The sequence below is a fragment of the Pseudoflavonifractor sp. AF19-9AC genome (assembly GCF_003478995.1).
In the GTDB taxonomy this organism is placed as follows: Bacteria; Bacillota; Clostridia; order Oscillospirales; family Oscillospiraceae; genus Lawsonibacter.
Genome location: NZ_QUGI01000006.1, coordinates 31200 through 55718 on the forward strand (window position 1 = coordinate 31200; position 24519 = coordinate 55718).

The window sequence follows — 24519 nt, forward strand, 5'->3', positions numbered from 1 at the left end:
TTACTTCCCCTCCACTTCTGCCAGCTGAGCCGAGAGCTCCTTCATGGCAATTTCAAATTCCTCGTCGTTGGGGGCCTTGCCGTGCCAGCCGGCGTTGTTCTCCATGTAGGAGACGCCCTTGCCCTTGGTGGTCTTCATCACGATGGCAAAGGGAGCACCCTTGGTGGCTCTGGCCTGGGCAAAGGCGGCCTCAATCTGGTCAAAGTCGTGGCCGTCAATCTCGGTCACCTCAAAGCCAAAGGCGCGCAGCTTTTCGGGGATGGGATAGGGGCTCATGACGTCGGCCACGTTGCCGTCGATCTGCAGGCCGTTGTTGTCGATGATGACGCACAGGTTGTCCAGCTTGTAGTGGTGAGCCAGCATAAAGGCCTCCCACACCTGGCCCTCCTGAATCTCGCCATCGCCCAGCAGGGTGTAGACCCGGCAATTCTTGCCCTGATACTTGGCCGCCAGCGCCATGCCGGCGGCGGCGGAAACGCCCTGACCCAGGGAGCCGGTGGACATGTCCACGCCGGGGGTCTCGTTCATGTTGGGGTGGCCCTGCAGGTGGCTGCCGATGTGACGCAGGGTGAGCAGGTCCTCCTCAGGGAAGAAGCCCCGCAGCGCCAGGGCGGCATACAGGCCGGGGGCGGTGTGACCCTTGGAGAGGACAAAGCGGTCCCGTTCCTCCCACTTGGGGTTCTTGGGATCCACATTCATCTCTTTGAAATAGAGGTAGGTAAACAGATCGGCAGCGGACAGGCTTCCGCCGGGATGTCCGGCCTTGGCGCTGTGGACGCCCCGAATGGCACCCATACGCACCTTACAGGCCATGGCCATCAACTGCTTTTTCTCTTGCTCTGTCATGGCATTTCCTTCTTCCTTAAAAAGTCCGGACCTTCCTTCCGTCCCGTCCGGCCGTCGAGTTTGATCGGTTCTATTATAGCGGACAGGTCCCCGGAACGCAAGGGCACAAATTTGCCTCTTGGACAAGAAAACGGCTTCGGTGCTTTCGCCCCGAAGCCGTAAGGGTAACCTTATTTTTTCTTCTTATGCTTATCAAAGAAGGTCTTGATGGGACGCTCCCCCGTGGTCTCGCCCATGGCCTCGCCAAAGGCCCGCAGAGCGTCCCGCTGCTCGGTGGTCAGGTTGGTGGGCACCTGCACCCGGACGGTGACGTACTGGTCGCCGCGCCCGCGGCCCCGCAGTTCGGGAATTCCCTTCCCCCGCAGGCGGAAGGTAGTGCCCGGCTGAGTGCCCGCGGGCAGGGTCCACTTCACCTTGCCGTCGATGGTGGGGATCTCCAGCTCAGCGCCCATGGTGGCCTGGTAGAAGGAGACCGGATGCTCGTAGAGCACCGTGGTGCCCTCCCGCTGGAAGTGGGGATGGGGCTTGATGCGCACGCCCACAATGAGGTCGCCGGCGGGGCCGCCGTTCTTGCCGGCGTTGCCCTGGCCCCGGAGGGAGACGGCCTGGCCGTCGTCAATACCGGCGGGGATGGTGACCGAGATGCGCTTTTTCTTACGCACATTGCCCGAGCCGCCGCAGGTCTTGCAGGGGCTGTGGATAATCTTGCCGGTGCCGTGGCAGCGGGAGCAGGGTGCGCTGGAGGTAAAGGCAAATCCGCCCGCGCCCCGCTGAATGCGGATGACGCCGGTGCCCCGGCAGTCGGGACAGGTCTCCGCCGTGGTGCCCGGCTGGCAGCCGGAGCCCTGGCAGGCATCGCAGGGCTCGGTGCGGCTAAGGTCAATTTCCTTCTCGCAGCCAAAGGCCGCCTCTTCAAAGGTAAGGGTCAGGTTGGCCCGCAGGCTCTCGCCCTTCTGGGGGGCGTTGGCCCGCTGGCTGCTTCCGCCGCCAAAGCCGCCGAAGCCCCCTCCGAAGAAGGAACCGAAAATGTCGCCCAGGTCAATGTCGCCCATATCAAAGCCGCCGTAGCCGCCGCCGGCTCCGAAGTTGGGATCCACGCCCGCGTGGCCGAACTGGTCGTACTTGGCCCGCTTCTCCTTGTCGGAGAGGACCTCATAGGCCTCGTTGACCTCCTTGAACTTGGCCTCGGCGGTCTTGTCGTCGGGGTTCATATCCGGATGGTACTTTTTGGCCAGCTTTCGGTAGGCCTTTTTCAATTCGTCGTCTGAGGCGCCCTTGCTGACGCCCAGCACCTCGTAATAATCTCGTTTCTGTTCTGGCATATCCTTGCTCACCTCGATGTTGGAAACGCAGAAACGCAGAATGCAGAGTGTGAAACGGGGAGACCGCGCCGGAGGGGACGTGGTTTTGGCTCCGCCCGCCCCCGGCACATCTCAGAATGTCAATTCTGCATTCTGCATTCTTAATTCTGCATTACTTCTTGTCGTCGTCCACGACTTCGTAGTCGGCATCCACCACATCGGGGCCGTCGTTGCCGCCCTGCTGGCCGCCGCCGAAGTTGCCGCCCATGTCGGGGCCGGGGCCGGCCTGGCCGCCCTGCTGCTGATAGAGCTTCTCGCTGACGGCGTAGAAGGCCTTGGTCAGCTCCTCGGTGGCGTTCTTGATGGCCTGGGTGTCGTTGCCCTTCAGGGTCTCCTTCAGCTTGCCCAGAGCGGACTCCACATTGGCCTTGTCAGCGGCGGGAATCTTGTCGCCCATCTCCTCCAGGGTCTTCTCGGTCTGATAGACCATCTGGTCGCCCTGGTTGCGGACGTCAACCTCTTCCTTGCGCTTGGCGTCCTCGGCGGCGAACTGCTCGGCCTCCTTGACGGCCTTGTCGATGTCCTCCTTGGACATGTTGGTGGAGGAGGTGATGGTGATGTGCTGCTCCTTGCCGGTGCCCAGGTCCTTGGCGGAGACGTTCACGATGCCGTTGGCGTCGATGTCGAAGGTAACCTCGATCTGAGGCACACCGCGGCGGGCGGGAGCGATGCCGTCCAGGTGGAACTTACCCAGAGTCTTGTTGTACTGAGCCATCTCACGCTCGCCCTGGAGCACGTGGACCTCAACGGAGGTCTGGTTGTCGGCGGCGGTGGTGAAGGTCTGGCTCTTCTTCACGGGGATGGTGGTGTTGCGGTCGATGAGCTTGGTCATCACGCCGCCCATGGTCTCAATGCCCAGGGACAAGGGGGTGACGTCCAGCAGCAGCAGGTCCTTCACGTCGCCGGTGAACACGCCGCCCTGCAGGGCCGCGCCCAGAGCCACGCACTCGTCGGGGTTGATGCCCTTGAAGCCTTCCTTACCGGTGAGCTTCTTGACCATCTCCTGAACAGCGGGGATCCGGCTGGAGCCGCCCACCATCAGGACCTTGGAGATGTCGCTGCCGGTGAGGCCGGCGTCGCCCATGGCCTGACGGACGGGGCCGGCAGTGGCCTCCACCAGGTGAGCGGTGAGCTGGTCGAACTTGGCACGGGTCAGGGTCAGATCCAGGTGCTTGGGGCCGGTGGCATCAGCGGTGATATAGGGCAGGTTGATGTTGGTGGAGGTGACGCCGGACAGCTCGATCTTGGCCTTCTCGGCAGCCTCCTTCAGGCGCTGCATAGCCACCTTGTCGCCGGTGAGGTCCACGCCCTCGGTCTTCTTGAACTCGGCAGCCATCCAGTCCATGACGCACTTGTCGAAGTCGTCGCCGCCCAAGCGGTTGTTGCCGGCGGTAGCCAGAACTTCGATGACGCCGTCGTCGATATCCAGGATGGACACGTCGAAGGTGCCGCCGCCCAGGTCATACACCATGACCTTCTGAGCGGTCTCCTTATCCACACCGTAGGCCAGAGCGGCGGCGGTGGGCTCGTTGATGATACGCTTGACCTCCAGGCCGGCGATCTTGCCGGCGTCCTTGGTGGCCTGACGCTGAGCGTCAGTGAAGTAAGCGGGAACGGTGATCACGGCCTCGGTGACAGGCTGGCCCAGGTAGGCCTCGGCGTCCGCCTTCAGCTTCTGAAGGATCATGGCGCTGATCTCCTGGGGGGTGTACTTCTTGCCGTCGATGGACACCTTGTAGTCAGAGCCCATCTCACGCTTAATGGAAATCACGGTGCGGTCGGGGTTGGTGATGGCCTGGCGCTTAGCCACCTGGCCCACCATACGCTCGCCGTCCTTGGAGAACGCCACCACAGAGGGGGTAGTACGGTTGCCTTCCGCGTTGGGAATGACAACGGCGTCGCCGCCTTCCATGACGGCCACACAGCTATTGGTTGTACCTAAGTCGATACCGATAATCTTGGACATAATGTTTTCCTCCTAAATATATGAAAGATTGTTATTTACAAAATGAATTGGGAAATCAGATTGTTGCGCCTCGGGTGGTCACGCTGCGGTGCCTTCGCGCTTCGGGTGGTCACGCTGCGGCGGCTGCGCGACGCGCGGCTTCCCTTCGTCTCGGGCTGGTCTTCAGACCGCTATGCGGTCCTCCGCTCGCCCTCGCTCCGGTCCATCCGCGCTGCTCCGCACGCCTCCGCGCTTCGCTTTAATTAGCCACCTTGACCATGGCGAACCGGATGACCTTTTCGCCGCACTGGAAGCCGGCCTGGAAGACCTCGGCTACGGTGTTTTCACCCAGGGCCTCATCCTCCACATGCATCACGGCGTTGTGCTTCTGGGGGTCAAAGGACTCGCCCAGGGCGGGGATCTCGGTGATGCCCAGCTTGGAGAGAACCTCCTTGAGCTGGTTCATGGTCATCTCCACGCCCTTCTTGTAGGCCTCGTCGGCGGTCTCCTGCTTCAGGGCCCGCTCCAGATTGTCGTACACCGGCAGGAAGGCCGCGGCGGTCTCCGCCTTGGCGTCGGTCCAGATGGATTCCTTTTCCTTGGCGGTGCGCTTGCGGTAGTTGTCGTACTCGGCCGCCAGACGGAGGTATTTGTCCTCCTGCTGGGCCAGCTGGTCCTTGAGGGTATCCGACTCCTCCTGGGGGGCCGGCTCGGCCTGGGGCTGTGTCTGCTCCTCAGCCTGGGGCGCGGTCTCCTCGGTCAGGATCTCCTCCTGGGGCTCCTGCTTTTTGCTTTCCTTCTTGCTCACGTCTGCGCGCTCCTTTTTTCTTTATTCCTTGTCCTCACTGTCCTCGCCGGAGGGAAGCTCGCCCTTCCCGAACATCCGGGTCAGGCTGTCGGCGAAGTAGGACAGACGGGCGGTCACCTTGGCGTAGTCCATCCGGGTGGGTCCGACCACACCGATGACGCCCCGCATATTATCTCCAATGTCATAGCTTGCCATGACCACGCTGGTGTCTTTCAAGGCATCGCTGACATTTTCCGGTCCAATCAGAATGTTCATGTTCTTTCCGCTCATGGCCACCGGCAGCCGGGAGGCCTCCTGATCCTCAGCCAGGTAGGTCATCAGGGGTTTGGCCTTATCCAGGCTGTGGTACTCCGGGTGCTCCAGCAGATGGGTGATGCCCGAGGTGTGAATCTTTTTCTGGCTCTGGTCGGCCAGGACCTCCACCGCGAAGTCCACCACCAGGGAAATCAGTTCAAAGGCAGCGGGGGCGGTACGGGCCTCCATCTTGTCCAGGGTCTGCTCCATCTCCTCCTGGGTAAGACCCACGAAGGAGCTGTTGAGCACTGCAGACAGCAGCTGCAGCTGGGTGTCAGACAGGGTGTCGGGCATACGGATGAGCTTGTTTTTTACCACGGAGTTGTCCGTCATCACCACGGCGATGAAGGCGTTTTCCTCCACCATGAGGAGGTCAAACCGCTTGACGGTAATCCGGGTCTTGGCCTCGGCCATGGTGAACACCGGGTAGTCGCTGATCTGGGAGAGCACCTTGCCGGCCCGGTCAATGACCCGGTCCAGCTCCTCCATCTTCAGGTTCAGCGCCTGATTGATGCGCTCGGTCTCCTGAAGGGTGAGCTGGTGCTGGTCCATGAGCTCGTTGACATACAGCCGGTAACCCGCCGGGGAGGGAATCCGTCCCGCGGAGGTGTGGGGCTGTTCCAGAAGGCCCAGGTCAGTGAGGTCCGCCATCTCATTTCGGATGGTGGCGGAGGACACATCCAGTCCTGCCCGCTCGGCCACGGCCTTGGAGCCCACTGGCTCGGCGGTGGCGATATAGGTCTCCACAATGGCGCGTAAAATTCGCTTTTTCCGGTCACTGAGCTCCATGCTTCCACCGCCGTCCTTTCGTTTCTCGGTTTTAGCACTCACTTTCCCTGAGTGCTAAAGATAATGTACCACCCGGGGCAAAAATTGTCAATAGGCACTTTATGAATTTATTTTAAACAAAATGGCCGGGCCTTTCTTTGCAGAAAAGCCCAGCCATTGCTAAAAATTGCATGGTGAAATCCAGTCGCGAAAAAGGTCCACTCTCCTTATCTTTTCCGCCCCCGGCGGCAGGCCGCCCAGTACTCCAGCCGACTGTGCAGCTCCCGGAACCATGTGGTCAGCGGATTGCACCGGAAGCCCACCACCACCGGCTTCCACTCCCCGCAGCCCTCGCACAGGTCCTCTTCCAGCACCACCTGTTCCGGGGTATAGTGGGTCCCGTTCATCTCGTTCCAGCAGTCCAGGCAAAATTCCGCCATGGAAATCACCTCCTCTGTATGATAGGTTGATACAATGTAATACAATACAACACTTGAATCTCTCATCCGGTCCCCATACAATATAGGCAGGGTGGTGTGCCATAGGAATCGAAAAGAAAGCATATGGCTTTCGCCTCAACGAAGAGTTAGCCGAACAAATCCGCAGCTATGCTCAGATGGAAAACCGCAGCTTTTCTAATATGATAGAGGCAATCCTGCTGCAATACGTGTCGAACCGTGTCGATGAGGACAAAAAATAACAGCTCGTTTTTCAAACGAGCTGTTATTTTTTCGTATTCCATTATCCCACCACGGTGAGGTCCCGGACCCAGCGACCGGAGCGCAGCCGCCAGACACCTATGGCAAATTTTCCGATCTGCTCCACGCCGAAGGCCAAATACACCCAGAACACAGAGGTATGGAGCAGCACACCGCATACCACGGCATAGGGGATAGCTACCAGCCACAGATTTCCCACATCAATAAAGGTGGCCGCCCGCACATCTCCGCCGCCCCGCAGCACGCCCACAATGTTGACCGTGTTGAAGTTGCGCAGGGGCATGACGCAGGCCATCACCGTGATCATCATGGTGGCAACCGAGCTGGCACCGGGCGAGAGCTTGAACAGGGGGAAGACCCACTGGGGCGCCACAAACCGCACAAAGCACAGAAGAAGACCGCACAGAGTAGCGCCGCACAGCACCGCCAGGGTGTCCATGGTCATGCCCACGTGCTTCAGTTCCTTGGTGCGCCCCGCACCGATCTCCCGGCCGATGATGACGGCCGCCGTGGCCGCCAGACCAAAGGAAAACACGGTACACATTTTTTCCACGTTGCCCGCCACGGTATAGGCAGCCAGGATCTCCGTGCTGCCCTCCATATGGCCCATGATGGTTGGAAACACCGACGTCCCCAACCCCCACATGGTCTCGTTCAGCACCACCAGCCCGCCGTAGCGAAGGAATCGGCGTACCATGGAGCTGCCGGGGCGGAGCAGCAGACCGGGCCGCACCCGGAAAAACTTGGTTCGCGCCATATGTGTAACCACAATGATCACTTCCAGACACCGAGCGATCAGTGTAGCCAGGGCTGCACCCCGCACGCCCAGAGCCGGAGCACCCAGGTTACCGAAGATAAACACCCAGTTCAGGCAGGTATTTACCGTCATGGAGGCCGCCAGAATGTACATGCCCAGAGCGGGTTGCTCCATGCTGCGGTAGGCCGCCACATACATCATAGTGAAGGCGTTGCACACATAGGATATACCGGCGATGCTGCCGTACTGGGCAGCCATGGCCACCACGTCCGGCTGGTTGCCGAACAGGCTGAGAAACTGCACGGGGCAAATCAAAAGCACCGCTGCAAAGGCAGAGGACACCAGCAGCACCACCCACAGCGCCACACCCAGTACCCGGTTGATGGCCTCCATATTCTGCTTGCCCCAGTACTGGCTGATCAGCACAGAGGCTCCGCTCTGGACACCGAAAATAAACAGCTGCACCACAAAAAGCGGGATATTGGCCAGGGTCACCGCCGCCATGGGCGCCTCGCCCAGCATACCCACCATAAAAGTATCCGCCATGCTCAGGGTGCTGGTAATCAGATTCTGCAATACAATCGGGGCGGCCAGCGCCACCACCTGGCGGTAAAAGCCAGGCTCCCGCCTCATGTAAGAAAACACACGTCCACTCCTTTTTCTCGTTCCGTTCTGCGCCCCTCCCGGGGCCTTGGGCCGCCGTCCTTCCCTCGTCGGCCCTCCACTCCTTCCAACAAACGCCCCGTTAGGACAGGGCGGTAAACAGCTGCCGGCCCGCCTGCTCCAGGCCCTGGGCCAGGGCGTCCACATCCTCCCGGGTGGTGTCATAGGAGAAGCTCACCCGCAGCACCCCGTCCCGCTCCTTCTTGGGCAGGTTCAGGGCGGCAAAGACATGGCTGGGCTTGCCCTTGTGGCAGGCCGAGCCGGAGGAGACATAGATGCCCAGGTCACTCAAAAAGCGCACCACCACCTCGCTCTTGTAGCCAGGCAGGGTGATGGGCAGAATGTGGGGCGCGCTCCCCTCCGTCAGCACCCGCAGTCCAGGCACGCTGACGGTGAGCCGCTCCACGGCGTAGGCTTTCAGATCGGCCATGTGCCGGAGATCTGCCTCCAGCGTCTCCCGGCCCGCCTTTACCGCGGCGGCCAGGGCGGCAATCTGACTGGTGGGTTCGGTGCCCGAGCGCAGGCCGCTCTCCTGCCCTCCGCCCCGAATCATGGGCTGGATGTTCAGCCCCTTGCGCACGTACATGGCTCCAATGCCCTTGGGGGCATGAATCTTGTGGCCGCTGATGCTGAGGAAGTCCACGCCCAGCTCCTTGGGGGTAAAGGGTACCTTCAAAAAGCCCTGGACTGCGTCACAGTGGAGCAGGGCCGGACAGCCCGCCGCCCGGATGGCCCGGGCCGCCTCTGCCACGGGCAGAATGGTGCCCAGCTCGTTGTTCACCAGCATCATGGACACCAGCACTGTGTCCTCCCGCAGGGCGGCAGCCACCGCCTCCGGAGAAATGGTTCCGTCCCGGCCGGGCTGGAGGTAGGTCACCTCGTACCCCTGCCGCTCCAGCGCCCGGCAGGGCTCCAGCACAGCGGAGTGCTCAATGGCGGTGGTGACAATGTGCTTGCCCTTCCGTTTGTTCAGCTCCACCGCCGCCTGGATGGCCCAGTTGTCGCTCTCCGTGCCGCAGGAGGTGAAGAAGACCTCCTCGGGCAGGCAGCCAAAGCCCAGAGCCACCTCCGCCCGCCACTCCTTCAGCCGCTCTGCCGCCCGGGTGCCCAAGTCGTACCGGGCCGAGGGGTTGCCCCAGCCCTCCGTCATGGCCTCCAGGGCTGCCTGAGCCGCCTCCTGCCGCACGGGGGTAGTGGCTGCGTTGTCCAAATAGTGCGCCATAGTTTCTCTCCTTCCCCAAAAGCGGGGTTTTTTACTCATACCATCGGTATTCTATGCTCCCAATGGTCCAAAGTCAAGGACATTTCCCAGTCCAACTTTCCTCCGCAGGCCTTGCCAAAAAAACCACCGGTGTATATAATAAAAAGGTGTTATTTTGTGCGTTTGTGTGGAAGGAGCGAGGGAGATGTCCTCTCTGAAGCGTTGGCTCCCCGGGGCTGCTCTTCTGCTTTTTTTCCTCTGCTGCCTCTTTATCGCCTGGAACGTCCCCTACACCCATGACGACTGGGACTGGGGACTGGAAAAGAGCTGGGAGCTGTGGCGCTCCGGTGCCATGAACAGCCGCTACATGGGCACGCTTTTTGTTCTGACCATGACCCGCTCCTCCCTGTTCAAGGCTCTGGTAATGGGCAGCACTTTGTTTCTGCTCCCCGTTCTCAGCGGCCGGCTGGCCGCGGGAGAACAGCGGGACCACCGCTTTTTTCTGGTGCTGCTGGCCGGAGCCGCCCTGTTTGCCACCCCCATGATTTCCTGGCGGCAGGTCTTCGGCTGGGTGTCCGCCTTCTCTAATTTTGTGCTGGGCGGATTGTTCCTGCTGCTGGTGCTGCTGCTGTGGAAGCGGGCGTTCTCCCCGCGCCCCGGTCGATCTCTGCTGCTGTCCCTGGCTCTCTTCCCCGTCTGCCTGGCCGCACAGCTCTTTGCGGAGAACATCACTGCCGTTCTGTTGGCAGCCTCCTTTGTGGTGGCGGGCTACGCCCTGGTTACCCGGCGCGCCCGATTGCCGGCCCTGGTCTCCTTGGCCGCCTGCTGTCTGGGGGCCTGGCTCATGTTTCACAACGCCCTGTACACCGATCTGGTGTCCAGCGGCGAGGCGCTCAACGGCATCCGCCGTTTGTCCTTCTCCCCGGACGATTCCCCTTTGGTCATTGTCCAGACCGTTCTCTCCCGTTACTTCACCTCCTCCCAGGTTCTCCCCGGGGTGCTGGAGGGGTTCCCCGCTGTCACGGCACTGCTGGGAGCCGGATGTGTGTGGCGGCTGGCCAACCGGAGGGGCGCCGCATGGAAGGCCGCAGCGGTTGCCGCAGGGCTGTGGACAGGCGCTTACAGCCTGTTCTGCACCTGGATGATGTACCACCTGATCTGGGACCCGCTGTGGGTCCATCCCTGGCCTCTTCTGCGCTCCGCCGCTCCGGTGTTCCACCTGCTGCTGGCCGTGGTGGTCATTGCTGGGGAGCGGCCGGGCTCCCGCGCTCCCCGGCAGCTTCTGATTCTGGCCGCCGCGGGAATGCAGCTCCCCTTTGGGATTTTGCTGGAGGGCGGCCCCCGGTGCGCCTTTCCCTCTGTCCTGTGCCTGCTGCTGTGCGGTCTGTCCCTGCTGGAGGACTTCCCCTGGCCCCGCTGGTCCCGTCTGCTGACTGTGCTGGCTTTGGGGGCAGCGGTGGGATTCCATGTGTGGGCCTACGCCCTCATCGGGCAGAACGAGGCGGTGCGCCAGGAGCAGATGCGCCTGGCCCGCCGCGGGGAAATCACTCAGGCGGTGTTTCCCACCGAGCCTCTGTCTTATTATTACTTCTGGGGGCGAAACCCCGGCGCCCCGGAACGTGTTGCGAGCTTCCGGCAGTTTTATGATCTGCCGGAGGATGTGGAACTGGTCTTTCTCCCCATGGGCTCCGACCACCTCTGGCCGGACATTCCAGAGGACGTGTGGGAGCAGGCCCTTCGTTTTTAAGTTTGGAAAGGAAGTATGCGCTGTGGCAAATTCGTCCGGCATCTGTTATGTGGTGGGGGCCATGTCCCTGACCCCCGCCCTGCGTCCCTACCCCGCCCCCGGCGACTATGTCATCGCCGCGGACCGGGGCTATGACTCCCTGATGGCCTATGGCGTCACCCCCGACCTGGTGGTGGGGGACTTTGACTCCCTGGGCTACACCCCCTCCCACCCCAACCTCATCCAGCTGCCGGTGGAGAAGGACGACACCGACGTAGCCTTCGCCCTGCGCAAGGGGCTGGATTTGGGCTACCGCCGCTTCATTCTGCTGGGCGGCGTGGGCGGACGGCTGGAGCACACCCTGGGCAACCTCCAGATTCTGGACTGGCTGACCACTCAGGGGGCTCAGGGCTTCCTGGCGGGGGAAAAGACGGTGGCCACCGCCCTGCGAAACGGCACTCTCACCTTCCCCGCTGCCATGAGCGGCTACCTGTCCGTCTTCTGCAACAGCGGCACCGCCAAAGGCGTCTCCCTCAAGGGGCTGAAGTTCCCCCTGGAGGATTACACCCTGCTGGGCAGCGTCCCCATCGGGGTGAGCAACCAATTTCTGGGCCAGGAGGCCACCGTGTCGGTGGAGGACGGCTCTCTCCTGCTGCTGTGGGAGGAAAAGGGCGACTTCTATTCCCTGCTGCCCCGTCTGTGGGTATAACTGATCTGTGTCACAAAGGAGATTGGAGATATGAATAACATGAAAGCCCTGGTGCTGGCCGCGGGCAAGGGCACCCGCCTGCAGACGGAGGGCATCGACCTGCCCAAGGTGATGCGCCTGGCCGACGGCAAGCCCCTGCTGCACTATGTAGTGGAGAGTCTGTCCTTCCTGCCCCCCGAGGATATCATCCTGGTGGTGGGCTGGAAGAAGGAGGCGGTGCTCTCCGCCTTCCCCCAGTACCCCCACGCCGTCCAGGAGCAATTAAACGGCACCGGCGGCGCCGTGCAGTACGCCGCCCCCCTGCTGGAGGGCTATGAGGGCCACCTCATCGTCTGCTGCGGGGACACTCCCCTCATGAGCCGGGCCACCTTCCAGGCCCTGGCCAAGACCCACCTGGAGGAGGGCAATTCCTGCACCATGCTCTCTGCCCGCCTCCCCGAGGGCGGCAGCTACGGCCGGGTGCTGCGGGAGGCCGACGGCTCCTTCCAGCGCATTGTGGAGGCCCGGGACTGCACCCCCGAGCAGGCCGCAGTCACCGAGGTCAACACCGGCACCTATATCTTCCACGTCCCCGCCCTGCTGTCCGTGCTCAATGAGCTCAACCAGGACAACGCCCAGGGCGAGCTGTACCTCACCGACGTGCCTGCTCTGCTGAAGGCCCGGGGCCTGCGGGTAGGCCTGTGCGACACCTGCTCCCCCGACGAGATGCTGGGCGTCAACACCGTGGAGCAGCTGCAGCAGGTAGAGGACCTGCTGCGCCGGGAGGCCAGCCATGGCTGAGGCGGTCAACGACAAGGACCTCCGCCTGGCCGTACTCATTGACGCGGACAACGCCTCCCGCACCGCCATGAAGGACGTGATGGCGGAGGTGGCCGTCTACGGCACCCCCACCATCAAGCGGATCTACGGGGACTGGACCTCCCCCAACATGGCCTCCTGGAAGTCCATCCTGCTGGAGTGCGCCATCACCCCCATCCAACAGTACGGCTACACCACGGGAAAAAATTCCACCGACTCGGCCATGATCATCGACGCCATGGATATCCTCTACTCGGGCAACTGCGACGGCTTTGTGCTGGTGAGCAGCGACTCCGACTTCACCCGCCTGGCGGTTCGCCTGCGGGAGGCGGGGATGAAGGTGTACGGGATGGGGGAGAAAAAGACTCCCAAGCCCTTCATTGTGGCCTGCGACAAGTTTGTGTATATCGAAGTCATCCGGGCCGCCGCCAAGCAGGCCGCCGAGGCGGCCAAAAAGCAGGAGGCTCCCGCCGTCCGGCCCGCCCGGAAAGAAAACCGGAAGGCGCAGAGCAGCGCTCCCGCTCCGGCGGAAATTGTGGAGCTCATTGCGGAATCGGTGGAGGACCTGTGCGAGGAGGACGGGCTGGCCCACATGGGCAAGCTGGGCAACCTGCTGCTGAAAAAGCAGCCCGACTTCGACCCCCGGAACTACGGCTTCTCCAAGCTGTCCAAGCTCATCCGGGCCCTGGACCGCTTTGAACTGGTCCCCCTGGGGGATGAAAACATCGAGTTTTACGTCCGGGACACCTGCCCCGAGGACAAGTAACCAAATACCGGCGACCTCCCACCAGGGAGGCCGCCGGTATTTTTCTTACCAGTAGTGGTACTGCTTCCGGCGGGTGACCAAAAAGCCCAGGGACACCAGGACCCCCAGCCCTTCGGCAAAGACCACCGCCCACCAGATGCCGTCCAGATCCCAGACAAGGGGCAGCAGCACCACCATGCCGCCCCGGAACACCAGAGAGCGGGCAAAGGAGATGAGAGCGGACACCACGCCGTTGCAGAGGGCGGTAAAGAAGGCGGAGGCGTAAATGTTGATCCCGCAGAAGAAATAACTCAGGGCAAACAGGCGGAAGCCGTGGACCGTCATCTCCAGAAGCTCCGGGTTGTAGCCCACAAAGGCGGAGGCCAGGGGGCGGCTCAGAGTCTCGGAGGCCAGCACCATAAGGACCGAGGTGACGGCAATCACCCGGGCGCTGGTACGGAACACATTCTGGAGCTCCGTGCGGTTGTCCGCCCCGTAGTGGTAGCTGACAATGGGGGCGCTGCCGATGGAGAAGCCCAGAAAGGCAGCCACAAAGACGAAGTCCACGTACATCATCACAGAGTAGGCGGCCACACCGGTCTCACCAATGAGGCGCATGAGCTGAATGTTATAGAGAATGCCCACCACCGAGGCGGAGATATTGCTCATGAGCTCCGAGGAGCCGTTCCCGCAGGCCTGAAGCAGCTGCCGCCCGTAAAACCGGGTGGCAGTGAGCCGCAATCCGGAGCGCTCTCCCGTGAGGAAGTAGAGAAGCGGAATGAGCCCGCCCACGCAGTAGCCCGCCACCGTGGCCCAGGCCGCTCCGGCGATGCCCATGTCCAGCACCGCAATAAACACATAGTCCAGCCCCATGTTGGTCAGCCCCGCAGCCACCGAAAAGCCCAGGCCCATTCCTGGCCGCTCCGCCACCACGAAAAAGCTCTGGAAGGTGGTCTGGAGCATAAAAATAACGCTGCCCGCCAGCATCACCCGCCCGTAGGCCACGCAGTCCGCCATCAGCAGGTCGCTGGCTCCCGCCAGCCTGGCAATGGGGCCCGCCAGCAGGGCACAGGCCACGGACAGCACACCGCCCAGGGCGATGACGCTGTACACAATCAGGGAGAAGTACCGCTGGGCCAGCTCCCGGTTCCCCTCTCCCATGGTCCGGGCCACAATGGCGCTGCCCCCGGTGCCCAGCATAAACCCGAAGGCGCCGATGATCATGGTCACTGGGAACATAATGTTCACGGCGGACAGGGCCATGTCTCCCACCAGGTTGGAGACAAACAGGCCGTCCACCACACTGTAAATGGAGGCCACCACCATCATGACAATGGACGGCAGGGTAAACCGCAGCAGCCGTCTCCAAGTGAAGTGGTCCGATAACTTGATTCGCATAAAAACCTCTCAGAACATCACATACTTGTTTCCTCACCGCTGAGAAGGCGCTCCGCCTCCTCCCGCAGCAGGTCCAGATTCCGCCGCCCCAGGCGCAGAATGGCCTCCCGCTCTTCCACGGTCAGACGCTGAAAAGCCCGCTCCTCCATGGCAAACACCGGGTCAACCGTCCGCCGCATCAGCTCCTCGCCCGAAGGCGTCAGACGGATTTCCTTGCTCTTCCGGTTATTGGGAGCGCTCTCCAGCCGGAGATAGCCCCCCTCCTCCAGGTTCTTCAGGGCGGAATTCACCGTCTGCTTGCTGAGATACAGCTCGTTGCACAGCTGCTTCTGGCTCACCGGCTCTTCCGCCTCCCGCAAGGTATATAAAATCCAAAAGGCACTGTCCGACAAACCGCAGTGCCGGGCCAACCGGTGATAAACCTCATTGCTCTCCTTGTACTGACCGTTATAAATCCGGATAAACTCCTCAAAGCTCATGTCCGCCATGGTTTCGCCTCCAAATAGTCCGATTTCGGACTTTATGTCGCTCCAATAGTATAGTCCGGTTTCGGACCTTTGTCAAGTCCCCGGCAATCTGCGCAATTCCCCCTTGCTTTTTCCCCTGAAACATGGTATATTTATTTACCATTCATCCGACCTATTCGGAAGAAGGGAGGTGCCTTATGGCAGAATCGGTCAAGGTGGTGGCCAAAAACAGCAAGGCCTATCACGACTACTTTATCGAAGAAAAATACGAGGCCGGCATCGAGCTTGCGGGCACCGAGGTCAAATCCATCCGGATGGGCAATGTGAATCTGAAGGATTCCTTCTGTATCATCAAGGACGGACAGCTTGCCGTTCACGGCATGCACATCAGCCCCTATGAGAAGGGCAACATTTTCAACAAGGACCCCCGCCGTCCCCGCCGGCTGCTGATGCACAAGCGGGAGATCATGCGCCTGTTCGGGCGCCTGAAGCAGGACGGTCTGGCTCTCATCCCCCTGTCCATCTACTTCAAGGGGCCGCGGGTCAAACTGGAGCTGGGGTTGGCCCGGGGCAAAAAGCTCTACGACAAGCGGGAATCCGCCGCCCGGCGGGACGCCAAGCGCGAAATTGACCGGACGATGAAAACCCGGAACCGATAAAATCTCACATCAGAAAGGACGATTGACATGGCTCAGAACCCCATTGTCACCATCGAGATGGAGGACGGCGGCATCATCAAGGCCGAGCTCTACCCCGATGTGGCTCCCAACAGCGTAAATAACTTCATCAGCCTCATTCAGAAGGGCTTCTATGACGGCCTCATCTTCCACCGGGTCATCCCCGGCTTCATGATTCAGGGCGGCTGCCCCGACGGCACCGGCATGGGCGGCCCCGGCTACTCCATCAAGGGTGAGTTCACCCAGAACGGCTTTGCCAACAACCTGGCCCACGACCGGGGCGTGCTGTCCATGGCCCGTGCCATGCACCCCAACTCCGCCGGCAGCCAGTTCTTCATCATGGTGGAGAAGGCTCCCCACCTGGACGGCCAGTACGCCGCTTTCGGCAAGGTCATCGAGGGTATGGAGGTGGCCGACGCCATCGTGTCCACCAAGACCGACTGGAACGACCGGCCCCGCCAGGATCAGCGCATGAAGAAGGTCACCGTGGACACCTTCGGCGTGGAGTATCCCGAGCCTGAGAAGGCCTAAATTTTAATTGGAATCTTCTCCTCCCTCTGCGGGGGAGGAGAAGTTCCCACCTTATTCTCCCGTAACGGCGGCGCAGCCGCCAGCCAAACCGGAGCCCAGCGCCAGCGGGTCCGGTTTGGAGAGGAGGAGCAGCGGAGTGAATGAGCTTTCGGCCTTGGCCGGAAGCGAACGATACGAAGCTTGCTCCGACGACGCGGGGGCGTACCGGTTTCGACGGGGACGTTGAAGTGGGAATAGCGGGCGGTGGCGCCTGGCCACCTTAAAACGGGCATTCTTTATAAATTAAAGAACAACAACGAATACGCTTACGCTGCCTAATTAAAGGCGGCCGTCCGACCCGGAAGGACCACGAGCCGGGATCGGGCGTCGATTAGTGGTGCACGTGCGTACGCTAAGCTTTGCGCGTACCATGAACCATGAAGCTTACCCAACCCCTGGGCGTGACGGCTTGCCTGGGGCGCGGGGAACAGGGAGAGCAAGACTCCCGCAATAACCGTCTGCGCCCGGAGAAGTTCCCATGGATGCGTTTTCGGACGGGGGTTCAACTCCCCCCGCCTCCACCAAATAAGAACCGCAATTTTGATACAAGGCGTATCAGAGTTGCGGTTCTTTCTTTTTGCCTGAAAGCCCTAATTTCAAAGGGTTTCAGGTCATTATCAGTCCTTGCCGCCGCCAGACAAAGCGATACCATGTTGCCAACCCGGTCCGCAAAGACGCTGGGTAGCAGCAGGCTATCGTTTATTTTATGGGTATCGTTTAATTTGTGGGCTATCGTTTACTTTTAGACCCCAATCCTATGGCGGATGTCGTTGAGCCACTCTCCCTTGTATTTGAAGAACCTGGGTCCGGCTATGGAATACTGCTTGCCGGTCAGGAGCTTTGCCAGAGCGGTTAAAGACATGGTTTCTCCGTTGTATTCCACGCTCCTATCCCCAACAACAGTGGCGGTGATGTTGGGATTCTCTCCGAATTCAATTTTTGCTCCCAGGGGGATTTGACAGGCGCTAAAAGAAAAGTTTGTGGCGCGTTCTGTGCTTTCGGAATCGATCTCCTGCGCCTCACGTTCAGCAACCTGCTCCTCCTCGGAGGGCACCATTCGTTTTAATTTATCCACACACCCGTGAATCTCAGCGATGGCTTCCAGGATTGAATAGGCGTCCTCTGGCGACATGGCGTAGAATTCGCGTACCCTCTGTTTGCCGTTAAAACTCTCAACGGCGCGTAAATTAGGATTCAGCTTATCTATAATCGAGTGGATTTTCAGATCTGATAGCCTGGAGGAAACCTCGTATGTAGCATAGACCCGAAAGGCATACGGAATGCACTCACTTCGATTCAGCTGCTTCAGTCGCTTATCAATGTCATCTGCATAACCGATTTTTACATAATCCGGGAATGACGGATTTGTCAGGATATAGATTACTCCGTTTTTATTATCCATGTTGGTTGCCTCCCAATTACCCAGCAACAAATAACTCCGGCATATTATAGCGTACACTTAATGCCTCTGTTCGAGCATTAGTGTTTGAGCACTTAAGCAAAGCAGTGCTCAAATGCCATTTTCCATCTAAACCTTCAATGATAAACGTATCTTTGTTATTGCGAATATAAGTAGATACTTCACGGGAGAAACCATTTCTCTGTAGAAGGATAGTTATCGGATTCGTCGTTCCATATTCTACAAATTCATACCAGTTGTTATCAAACTCATTCAGCTGATGTACAGTCTTATACTCATTTGAAAAGCGGAGAAAGTAGTTCGAAATACTGAACAGAACGATGTTATCTATAACTTCCAGGGTGTCGGCAAACACGATATTGCGGTGCCGGAGGCCGTCGTTGTAGTATTCTTTTTGCCCTCGGTTTACCCAGAAGTTATCACGATGCTGCCGCCGGTATTCCAGAGCCTTTTTCATGATATTACTGAGACCGGTTCCTTCCATCCATTGAATCAGGACAACCGCATACCAGCGCAGGAGAGTGGGCTTTCCAAGCGTAGATGCCTCATACTTTCCCCACTTGAAGATCCTACTCAGCTTCTCAAGGAAAGCCAAAACATCATCATAGTCGAACCTACCATCAACACGGTCAGGATATTTCAGTCCCATTGCGATGGCAGCGCGTAGATTTTTTGTCTGGTCTACCGAGGTGTTGATATCATCATCTGGTTCTGTGAACGGATCAATAAAGGCTTCTCGTATTTTCGCTTCGTCCTTGGGTGTCAGCAGATTAGAAAACTCGCGCCTTACAAGGCTATCGTTATCCTGCATAATATCCCGCAAAAGGATAAGAGCGAATTTACGCATCATTACATAGGCTTCCTCTGACTGTGCATCATTACGTTTTACAAGCTCAATGTTGCCTTGCAGCAGCGCCTCGATGACGTATTTCTTTTCAGCGTTCGTAAGGTTTTTCGGGCCCGCCTCGATAGAAAGCGTCTGCTTTGGGACCTCTTTTTTCAGGAGATCCACATAGTCTTCTTGCTTCAACTTTTCGCCCTGTGAAACAAAGAAAACATTTCCGTAAAGGTTGAAACGGATGCGGCCTACACGTCCTATCAGATTTCGGAAATCAACCGGAGTCATCACTTTTCGGAAAATTTTGTTATCAGTAATGAACAGATTATCCGCCGGGAGATTTACCCCCTCAAGCAAAGTGCTGGTACAGAACATAGTTGTAATTTTACCACGACGGAACATGTCCTCAATACGCATTCTAATGGCGGCCGGCAGGTATCCAATGTGATAAGCAATGCCCTTTTTTATAATCTGGGCTAAATAGTAATCACCGTGTACTTCATTCGTTATGTCTCTCGCCAGCGCATTTAGATCATTGTCCTGAATGTCAGAAAGCTGATCAGCGAAGGCAAGTGCGTGCTCAATCGCCTTACTTCGACCGTTGCAGTAAACGATGGTCTGCTGCTTTCGCTCAATAGGAAGATCACGGTTTATTCTTTCAAACATCAGAAGGAATGAAACCAGAGAAGCGTTTCTATCTTTAATTTCTGCAAGATAATCCAACTCGCCGGTATGGTCGTTATATACGCTGACGGTGAAGTTGTTTAAGTCAATGCTAAACTTTATTTGCGCCACTGGTGAAAAAGTGGAACGAAGATGGCTATCGTTAGTGTCATTTTCAACGTCTGTCAGCAACTTCAAATACACTTCTGGATTTGGAATGTTGGGTGATGCAAAAATAAAATGCGGCCTCTTTTTCCTTTTAAGAAGCATATCTACAGTTTTATAGTAGAATGGCCCACGGCTATTTTTCCCGGATAGCTTGTGAGCTTCGTCGATGAATAGATAGTCTATCTGCAAATCTGGCTTGCTGATAAGTAGATACAGCAAACGTTCCGGAGTCAGCACAAGAATGAAGTTGTGGAGACCTTCCAATGCAATATCCCCGGCGGCGGTGACAACCTTATAATTGTGCTCTGACAGGAGGCTTTTAAGATCTTCATCAATGATTTGCTTGTAGATTTCATTGATCAGTGCCTTTGTTGGAACAATCAGAGCAAAATTCATTTGCACCCCATGCTGTATCTGATCTTTGATGTACATTCGCATGAGGAATGACTTACCCATAGATGTTGGGCCCGAATAGCTGAAGTAATTATTCGAAAGATGATCGTAGGCATTTTTCTGTGCGCCAAAGAACCGAAGCTCTGGTGCAGCAGGGATTGTCAAATAATCATTCTGGTATTCAGCGAAAAAACGTTCTAATACGGTCGTTCCGTTAAAGTCACTCTCGATAATCTTTCTTGCCTGATAATTTCCAGTGTTCGCAAACACTGATCCAGCATAGAATTTAACATCGGGATTGTCCGGGTAGAGAGCGTGTAGCAGGATAATTATCTCCTGTGCCCACATTTTGTGCTTGTCGCGATTTACTGCATGTGTCGACTTAGACAGCAAATCGGCAAATCGCAAGGCGGACATTACATCAATTTCCCTCATCTGCCGCTTGTCAGAGAGATTGAATTTGGTGATGGCATAGTTATAGAGAATGTTATCATAAAGTTCATTCAGGAAGGGATTATTGTCAATATCCGAGAAAATGGCATCGCCAAGGTTCTGCAGTGTTTGACTGTTCATGGTCTGCCACCCCCATTCATCACACGATCCATAATTTGTGTTTTTTCCGTATCCGCATCGTTGAGCGGCAGAATGTAGAAATAAAACGAGTGATTGCCGAGACCCAAAAAATTAATTTTACCAGCAATGTATGCCGCATGATTATGAATATCTGTGTTCATTTTCTGAGTCAGCGCACGCCGAAAGTCTACCACACTGTAATTGGCTGGATTGAGGCCCAGATTATATGCAAGGAAAACACCATAAGCTGTATCATACGGAACAACCTGGCCCTTACTCGGTATAAGCAGATCTTTGATTTTCTGAATAGTATCTTTATCAAAGGATTTGCTAAAAACCGTGTTTTCTGCGAGGATACGCTCCTGCGTACTTTGCTTATCGATTTCCACAATGGCATTGAAAGCTGAGTCAACCGCTTTTTTCATGTCGCCCACAATACTGGAGGTGCCGAACACCATGTGGTAATAGGGAATGCCAAAGATCTGCTCCAGCGAGAGAAGATGGATTCCATCACATTTACTGTCATATTGTTTAGCTCCAGTTTGAAGTTCAACCTTGCTCATGATTTTGGGAGCTCCAAGAACTTGCTCTAAAAATACATACAGTAGGATTTCACCGAGATCGTTGCCGGTACCTTTCTGTCCCGGAGCTCCGTTACGTTTCATGATATCGATGGCATCCATGCCAACGCTATACACATCCTCCTTAACATGATAGTCCTCAATTTGAGCACGAGAAAACACATACTGGCCGATATTCTTCCGGAGAAAAACTTCCAGCTTATCAGAGGAGAATGCATTGTTATTGACGTTGAGGTGAAAAAGGCGCAGTTGTTCCGGGTTTTTAAGACCGAGTGTCTCTGCATGAAGCACTTCGGTAAAAACCTCATCAAACTTTCCCCCACTTATAGTTTTATCAAAAGAATCAATCATTGCATTCTCCACCTTGTTACAGTCTATTTACCATCCTTTTTCTCGCCGTATAAAGCAGGACCTTCCACAACCATTAGGTTTCCTGCGTCTGGACATCGTAAGTGCCTGACTTATCACTCGGCTCCGGCATCACATACTCTTTGCCTTCCGGGTTATATGTAAGGTTAAACACCAAATCGGAAAGCCATTTCTTAAAGGATGGATTATCTTGGAACTGCTTAAACAGCTCCATATTGTCAGCCATGATAGAGAAAATGACCTGCTGCAGGGCGCGTTCACTTTCTGTACGTGCTTCTTGTTCATCAGAATTCTTCATGGCGTTCTGATACTTCTTGTCCTTGGAGACCATCTCCGGAATAGCCAGAATCTGACGCTGCACATTATCCGTATCATTCCAGTTGATGTTTCCAAACATGTCGTTGAAATCCATGATGATCTTAGAAAGCAAATCCATCTCCGGCTCAACAATATGACCGACTTTTCCTGCAGGTACTGGCGCAATTTCTGCATCTGCATCCTCCAGTTTAATGGCGATAGCCTCCTGTGCCTCATTACGATAGCTGTTCAGATCAATAGTCTGAAGGATACCTTCTGAAAAGTCATCATCACGCGGCGAGGGCAGTTTTGGAATCAGCAAGTTTAAGAAGATTGATAGCTTCTCCCAGTCAACATTTCCGTAAGGTAGGATTGATCCGAGGAATCCATATGTACGTACAAAGGACTTAGCGGCGCTCTTAAACTTAATCTGGTCATCCAGCTCCAGTTGCTTGTAAACAGCTGCACAGGCATCCAGAATCGGATCGAGCCGATCACGCTCCGCACCGCTCAGGAATAGATCAACCAGCTTTTCAATATCGCTGTTATCGTAAACCTGATAGCTTTCCATCAGCGTGATCAGATCATAGAGCTTATTCGGGTCCGTTTCTCCAGAAAGAATGGTCGTTCTGTAGAACTTCGAAAACGCCTTCTCAATCACAGATGTTTTGTTGGCGAAATCCAGCACATATACCTCATCCTTGCCCGGATAAGCTCTATTCAGGCGGGAAAGAGTCTGCACCGCTGCGATATCATAGAGCGGCTTGTCTACGTACATAGTTTGCAGAAGAGGCTCATCGAAGCCGGTCTGGAACATATCCGCAACAATCAAAATCCGATATGGATCTTTCTTGAACTCCTTTGGAATTTTTGCATCTGGGAATCCATTCATAGCAGCTGATGTCAGCGCCGGTTCCTGCCCATTATACTTGTGCTCACCAGAAAAAGCGACGATGGTCTTATATGGGCTATGTCTGTCTGCGAGACACTTATTGATAGCATAGTAGTATTCAATACATCTCGGAATGCTAGCCGTGACCACCATAGCGCGAGCTTTACCACCGATCTTTTTCTTGGCAATTACCTGCTCATGGAAATGCTCCACCATCATGGCGGCTTTCTTTGCGATGACATCCGGATTGCCCTCGACAAAGGCGCGCAGCTTCTTCTGTGCGCGCTTCTTGTCGAACATCGGATCATCCTCAACCGTTTTCATGATTTTGTACCAGCTGTCAATGGTCGTATAATTCCGCAGAACATCCAGAATAAAACCTTCCTGAATGGCCTGTTTCATCGTGTAGACATGGAACGGGCGATGCTTGATTTCTCCGTCCTCCTCATAGGGAACACCGAACATCTCCTCGGTCTTATTCTTCGGTGTGGCTGTGAAGGCAAAGTAGCTGGCAGAAGAGACGAGCTTACGTCCCTCCATCATGGCATTGATTTTGTCTTCATTATCCGCTTCGTCGTCTGTAGCAAGGCCGGAAAGTGCCAGATTCATATTTGCGGAGTTACGTCCGCTCTGGCCGGAGTGCGCCTCGTCGATAATGATAGCGAACTTGTTATTCTTATGTTCCTGCCCAATCTCAGAAATGATGTACGGGAACTTTTCAATCGTAGATATAATGATGCGCTTGCCATCCTGTATAGCCTTGCGCAGATCGCCAGAATGCTCTGCCCATACCACGGTGTTCTTAACCTGCATGAATTGCTTGATCGTATTACGGATCTGCTTATCTAGAATACGGCGGTCGGTAACCACAAGAACAGAGTCAATCATCGGATGACCATCTTTCTCAAGACCGATCAGCTGATGTGCAAGCCATGCTATCGAATTTGACTTTCCGCTTCCGGCGCTGTGCTGGATCAAATAACGCTTGCCGACACCATTTTCCTGCACATCAGCCAGCAATTTTTCTACGCAGTCGAGTTGATGATAACGCGGCCAGATCTGCTTGACGGATTTCTTTTTGGTATCCTCATCTACCTCTTCGACAACCTGTGCGTAGTTTTCTATAATCCGGGACAGCTTTCTCTTGGTAAGGACGTCCTTCCAGAGATAGTCCGTCATAAGGCCGTCCGGATTCGGCGGATTGCCTGCGCCGTCGTTATAGCCCTTATTGAAAGGCAGGAACCAGCTGTCTTTTCCGGCCAGTTTCGTGCAGAACTGAATTGTAGCGTCGTCCACAGCAAAATGAACCATGCAACGCTTGAAAGAGAACAGGAGATCATGGAAGTCCCGGTCTTCCTTATACTGGCGCACAGCATTTTCTGTGTTCTGCTTTGTGAGCTGGTTCTTCAGCTCCATCGTGATGACCGGAAGTCCGTTGATAAATAGACAAACATCCAGAGCCAACTTCCCGGCATCCTGCGAATAGCGTAGCTGCCTCGTCACGCTGAAGATATTCTTCTCATACATGATTCTGGCTTGCTGGTTATTCTCGGTCGGCGTCAGATAGAACATGATGAGGTCTGCCGGGTAGACCTTCACACCATTGCGAAGCACATCAATGATGCCACGCTTGGCGATTTCTCCAGACAACCGGTTCAGAAACTGGCGCTTCTTAGTGTCCGAGGTAAACACGCCCAGCTTATCCATTTCCTTCGGCTGCGTGTCCTGTAGGAACCGGAACAGACGTGTTTCGTCGACTGCGTATTCTTTATTATAGTCGGCGTTTGTTCCTTCCTCATACCCGTTCTGTTCAACCAGCCATTTCACAATTAAGGATTCAAGGCCGTTTTCCTTTGTGTTGGTAAAAGCCATT

The 24519-nt window shown here is 56.5% G+C and carries 20 protein-coding genes and 1 other RNA gene; 7 read left to right on the forward strand and 14 right to left on the reverse strand.

Annotated features, from left to right (window positions below; all coding sequences use genetic code 11):
• The 8 genes from DWX58_RS10725 to DWX58_RS10765 all read right to left on the reverse strand — a co-directional run bounded on the left by DWX58_RS10725 (nt 1) and on the right by DWX58_RS10765 (nt 9383).
• Entirely contained in the window at nt 1-846 is an 846-nt protein-coding gene (locus DWX58_RS10725) for a transketolase (protein ID WP_118643714.1), read from the reverse strand.
• A 170-nt stretch (nt 847-1016) separates the two neighbouring features.
• Nucleotides 1017-2168: a molecular chaperone DnaJ gene (gene dnaJ, locus DWX58_RS10730; RefSeq protein WP_118643716.1), complete on the reverse strand. Its 1152-nt coding sequence runs from the start codon at nt 2166-2168 to the stop codon at nt 1017-1019.
• Nucleotides 2169-2319: 151 nt separating this feature from the next.
• On the reverse strand, nt 2320-4173 hold the full coding sequence (gene dnaK / locus DWX58_RS10735; RefSeq protein WP_118643718.1) for a molecular chaperone DnaK: 1854 nt from the start codon (nt 4171-4173) through the stop codon (nt 2320-2322).
• Between the two features lie 238 nt (nt 4174-4411).
• Entirely contained in the window at nt 4412-4960 is a 549-nt protein-coding gene (gene grpE, locus DWX58_RS10740; protein WP_118643720.1) for a nucleotide exchange factor GrpE, read from the reverse strand.
• Between the two features lie 21 nt (nt 4961-4981).
• Entirely contained in the window at nt 4982-6043 is a 1062-nt protein-coding gene (gene hrcA, locus DWX58_RS10745; protein WP_118643722.1) for a heat-inducible transcriptional repressor HrcA, read from the reverse strand.
• 206 nt (nt 6044-6249) lie between these two features.
• Nucleotides 6250-6462: a hypothetical protein gene (locus DWX58_RS10750; protein WP_118643724.1), complete on the reverse strand. Its 213-nt coding sequence runs from the start codon at nt 6460-6462 to the stop codon at nt 6250-6252.
• A gap of 301 nt (nt 6463-6763) precedes the next feature.
• Nucleotides 6764-8131 (reverse strand): MATE family efflux transporter, encoded by a 1368-nt coding sequence (locus tag DWX58_RS10760; protein WP_243093423.1) that lies wholly within the window; start codon nt 8129-8131, stop codon nt 6764-6766.
• 112 nt (nt 8132-8243) lie between these two features.
• Nucleotides 8244-9383, reverse strand: coding sequence for a cysteine desulfurase family protein (locus DWX58_RS10765; protein WP_118643730.1), 1140 nt, complete (start codon nt 9381-9383; stop codon nt 8244-8246).
• Nucleotides 9384-9567: 184 nt separating this feature from the next.
• Between DWX58_RS10765 and DWX58_RS10770 the strand changes: the two genes are divergently transcribed.
• From DWX58_RS10770 to DWX58_RS10785, 4 genes are read left to right on the forward strand one after another with little or no spacing between them, the layout of a single operon-like run.
• The gene (locus tag DWX58_RS10770; protein WP_118643732.1) at nt 9568-11109 is read left to right on the forward strand and encodes a hypothetical protein; all 1542 of its coding nucleotides are present in this window, start codon (nt 9568-9570) and stop codon (nt 11107-11109) included.
• Nucleotides 11110-11131: 22 nt separating this feature from the next.
• A complete protein-coding gene (locus tag DWX58_RS10775) occupies nt 11132-11797 on the forward strand; it encodes a thiamine diphosphokinase (protein ID WP_243093426.1) in 666 nt (221 codons plus the stop codon).
• 30 nt (nt 11798-11827) lie between these two features.
• Nucleotides 11828-12577: an NTP transferase domain-containing protein gene (locus tag DWX58_RS10780; RefSeq protein ID WP_118643736.1), complete on the forward strand. Its 750-nt coding sequence runs from the start codon at nt 11828-11830 to the stop codon at nt 12575-12577.
• Nucleotides 12570-13361 carry an NYN domain-containing protein gene (locus DWX58_RS10785; RefSeq protein ID WP_118643738.1) on the forward strand — a complete coding sequence of 264 codons (792 nt, stop codon included), beginning with the start codon at nt 12570-12572 and terminating at the stop codon, nt 13359-13361. The genes DWX58_RS10780 and DWX58_RS10785 overlap by 8 nt, the downstream gene beginning before the upstream one ends.
• 45 nt (nt 13362-13406) lie before the next feature.
• Here the strand turns inward: DWX58_RS10785 and DWX58_RS10790 are convergent, their stop codons facing one another.
• Both DWX58_RS10790 and DWX58_RS10795 read right to left on the reverse strand, forming a co-directional pair.
• Nucleotides 13407-14738 (reverse strand): MATE family efflux transporter, encoded by a 1332-nt coding sequence (locus DWX58_RS10790; RefSeq protein ID WP_118643740.1) that lies wholly within the window; start codon nt 14736-14738, stop codon nt 13407-13409.
• Nucleotides 14739-14755: 17 nt separating this feature from the next.
• On the reverse strand, nt 14756-15226 hold the full coding sequence (locus DWX58_RS10795; protein ID WP_118643742.1) for a MarR family transcriptional regulator: 471 nt from the start codon (nt 15224-15226) through the stop codon (nt 14756-14758).
• A gap of 176 nt (nt 15227-15402) precedes the next feature.
• On the opposite strand from DWX58_RS10795, the gene smpB reads away from it, so the two are divergent.
• The 3 genes from smpB to ssrA all read left to right on the forward strand — a co-directional run bounded on the left by smpB (nt 15403) and on the right by ssrA (nt 16976).
• On the forward strand, nt 15403-15864 hold the full coding sequence (gene smpB / locus DWX58_RS10800) for an SsrA-binding protein SmpB (protein WP_118643744.1): 462 nt from the start codon (nt 15403-15405) through the stop codon (nt 15862-15864).
• A 27-nt stretch (nt 15865-15891) separates the two neighbouring features.
• Nucleotides 15892-16413, forward strand: a complete 522-nt coding sequence (locus tag DWX58_RS10805; protein ID WP_118643746.1) for a peptidylprolyl isomerase — start codon at nt 15892-15894, stop codon at nt 16411-16413.
• 195 nt (nt 16414-16608) lie between these two features.
• Nucleotides 16609-16976: a transfer-messenger RNA gene (gene ssrA / locus DWX58_RS10810) on the forward strand.
• Nucleotides 16977-17194: 218 nt separating this feature from the next.
• Here the strand turns inward: ssrA and DWX58_RS10815 are convergent.
• The 4 genes from DWX58_RS10815 to DWX58_RS10830 all read right to left on the reverse strand — a co-directional run bounded on the left by DWX58_RS10815 (nt 17195) and on the right by DWX58_RS10830 (nt 24518).
• Nucleotides 17195-17854: a GIY-YIG nuclease family protein gene (locus tag DWX58_RS10815; RefSeq protein WP_118643748.1), complete on the reverse strand. Its 660-nt coding sequence runs from the start codon at nt 17852-17854 to the stop codon at nt 17195-17197.
• Nucleotides 17855-17870: 16 nt separating this feature from the next.
• On the reverse strand, nt 17871-20507 hold the full coding sequence (locus DWX58_RS10820) for a DEAD/DEAH box helicase (protein ID WP_118643750.1): 2637 nt from the start codon (nt 20505-20507) through the stop codon (nt 17871-17873).
• The gene (locus DWX58_RS10825; RefSeq protein ID WP_118643752.1) at nt 20504-21439 is read right to left on the reverse strand and encodes a DUF1837 domain-containing protein; all 936 of its coding nucleotides are present in this window, start codon (nt 21437-21439) and stop codon (nt 20504-20506) included. The genes DWX58_RS10820 and DWX58_RS10825 overlap by 4 nt, the downstream gene beginning before the upstream one ends.
• 73 nt (nt 21440-21512) lie before the next feature.
• The gene (locus tag DWX58_RS10830; RefSeq protein ID WP_118643754.1) at nt 21513-24518 is read right to left on the reverse strand and encodes a type I restriction endonuclease subunit R; all 3006 of its coding nucleotides are present in this window, start codon (nt 24516-24518) and stop codon (nt 21513-21515) included.
• Nucleotide 24519 lies beyond the last annotated feature (1 nt).

Bases quoted from the DNA above. Each gene is read 5' to 3' on its own strand.
- DWX58_RS10725 (WP_118643714.1), bottom strand. From the start codon at position 846: ATGACAGAGCAAGAGAAAAAGCAGTTGATGGCCATGGCCTGTAAGGTG.
- dnaJ (WP_118643716.1), bottom strand. From the start codon at position 2,168: ATGCCAGAACAGAAACGAGATTATTACGAGGTGCTGGGCGTCAGCAAG.
- dnaK (WP_118643718.1), bottom strand. From the start codon at position 4,173: ATGTCCAAGATTATCGGTATCGACTTAGGTACAACCAATAGCTGTGTG.
- hrcA (WP_118643722.1), bottom strand. From the start codon at position 6,043: ATGGAGCTCAGTGACCGGAAAAAGCGAATTTTACGCGCCATTGTGGAG.
- DWX58_RS10750 (WP_118643724.1), bottom strand. From the start codon at position 6,462: ATGGCGGAATTTTGCCTGGACTGCTGGAACGAGATGAACGGGACCCAC.
- DWX58_RS10760 (WP_243093423.1), bottom strand. From the start codon at position 8,131: ATGAGGCGGGAGCCTGGCTTTTACCGCCAGGTGGTGGCGCTGGCCGCC.
- DWX58_RS10765 (WP_118643730.1), bottom strand. From the start codon at position 9,383: ATGGCGCACTATTTGGACAACGCAGCCACTACCCCCGTGCGGCAGGAG.
- DWX58_RS10770 (WP_118643732.1), top strand. From the start codon at position 9,568: ATGTCCTCTCTGAAGCGTTGGCTCCCCGGGGCTGCTCTTCTGCTTTTT.
- DWX58_RS10780 (WP_118643736.1), top strand. From the start codon at position 11,828: ATGAATAACATGAAAGCCCTGGTGCTGGCCGCGGGCAAGGGCACCCGC.
- DWX58_RS10785 (WP_118643738.1), top strand. From the start codon at position 12,570: ATGGCTGAGGCGGTCAACGACAAGGACCTCCGCCTGGCCGTACTCATT.
- DWX58_RS10790 (WP_118643740.1), bottom strand. From the start codon at position 14,738: ATGCGAATCAAGTTATCGGACCACTTCACTTGGAGACGGCTGCTGCGG.
- DWX58_RS10795 (WP_118643742.1), bottom strand. From the start codon at position 15,226: ATGGCGGACATGAGCTTTGAGGAGTTTATCCGGATTTATAACGGTCAG.
- smpB (WP_118643744.1), top strand. From the start codon at position 15,403: ATGGCAGAATCGGTCAAGGTGGTGGCCAAAAACAGCAAGGCCTATCAC.
- DWX58_RS10805 (WP_118643746.1), top strand. From the start codon at position 15,892: ATGGCTCAGAACCCCATTGTCACCATCGAGATGGAGGACGGCGGCATC.
- DWX58_RS10815 (WP_118643748.1), bottom strand. From the start codon at position 17,854: ATGGATAATAAAAACGGAGTAATCTATATCCTGACAAATCCGTCATTC.
- DWX58_RS10820 (WP_118643750.1), bottom strand. From the start codon at position 20,507: ATGAACAGTCAAACACTGCAGAACCTTGGCGATGCCATTTTCTCGGAT.
- DWX58_RS10825 (WP_118643752.1), bottom strand. From the start codon at position 21,439: ATGATTGATTCTTTTGATAAAACTATAAGTGGGGGAAAGTTTGATGAG.
- DWX58_RS10830 (WP_118643754.1), bottom strand. From the start codon at position 24,518: ATGGCTTTTACCAACACAAAGGAAAACGGCCTTGAATCCTTAATTGTG.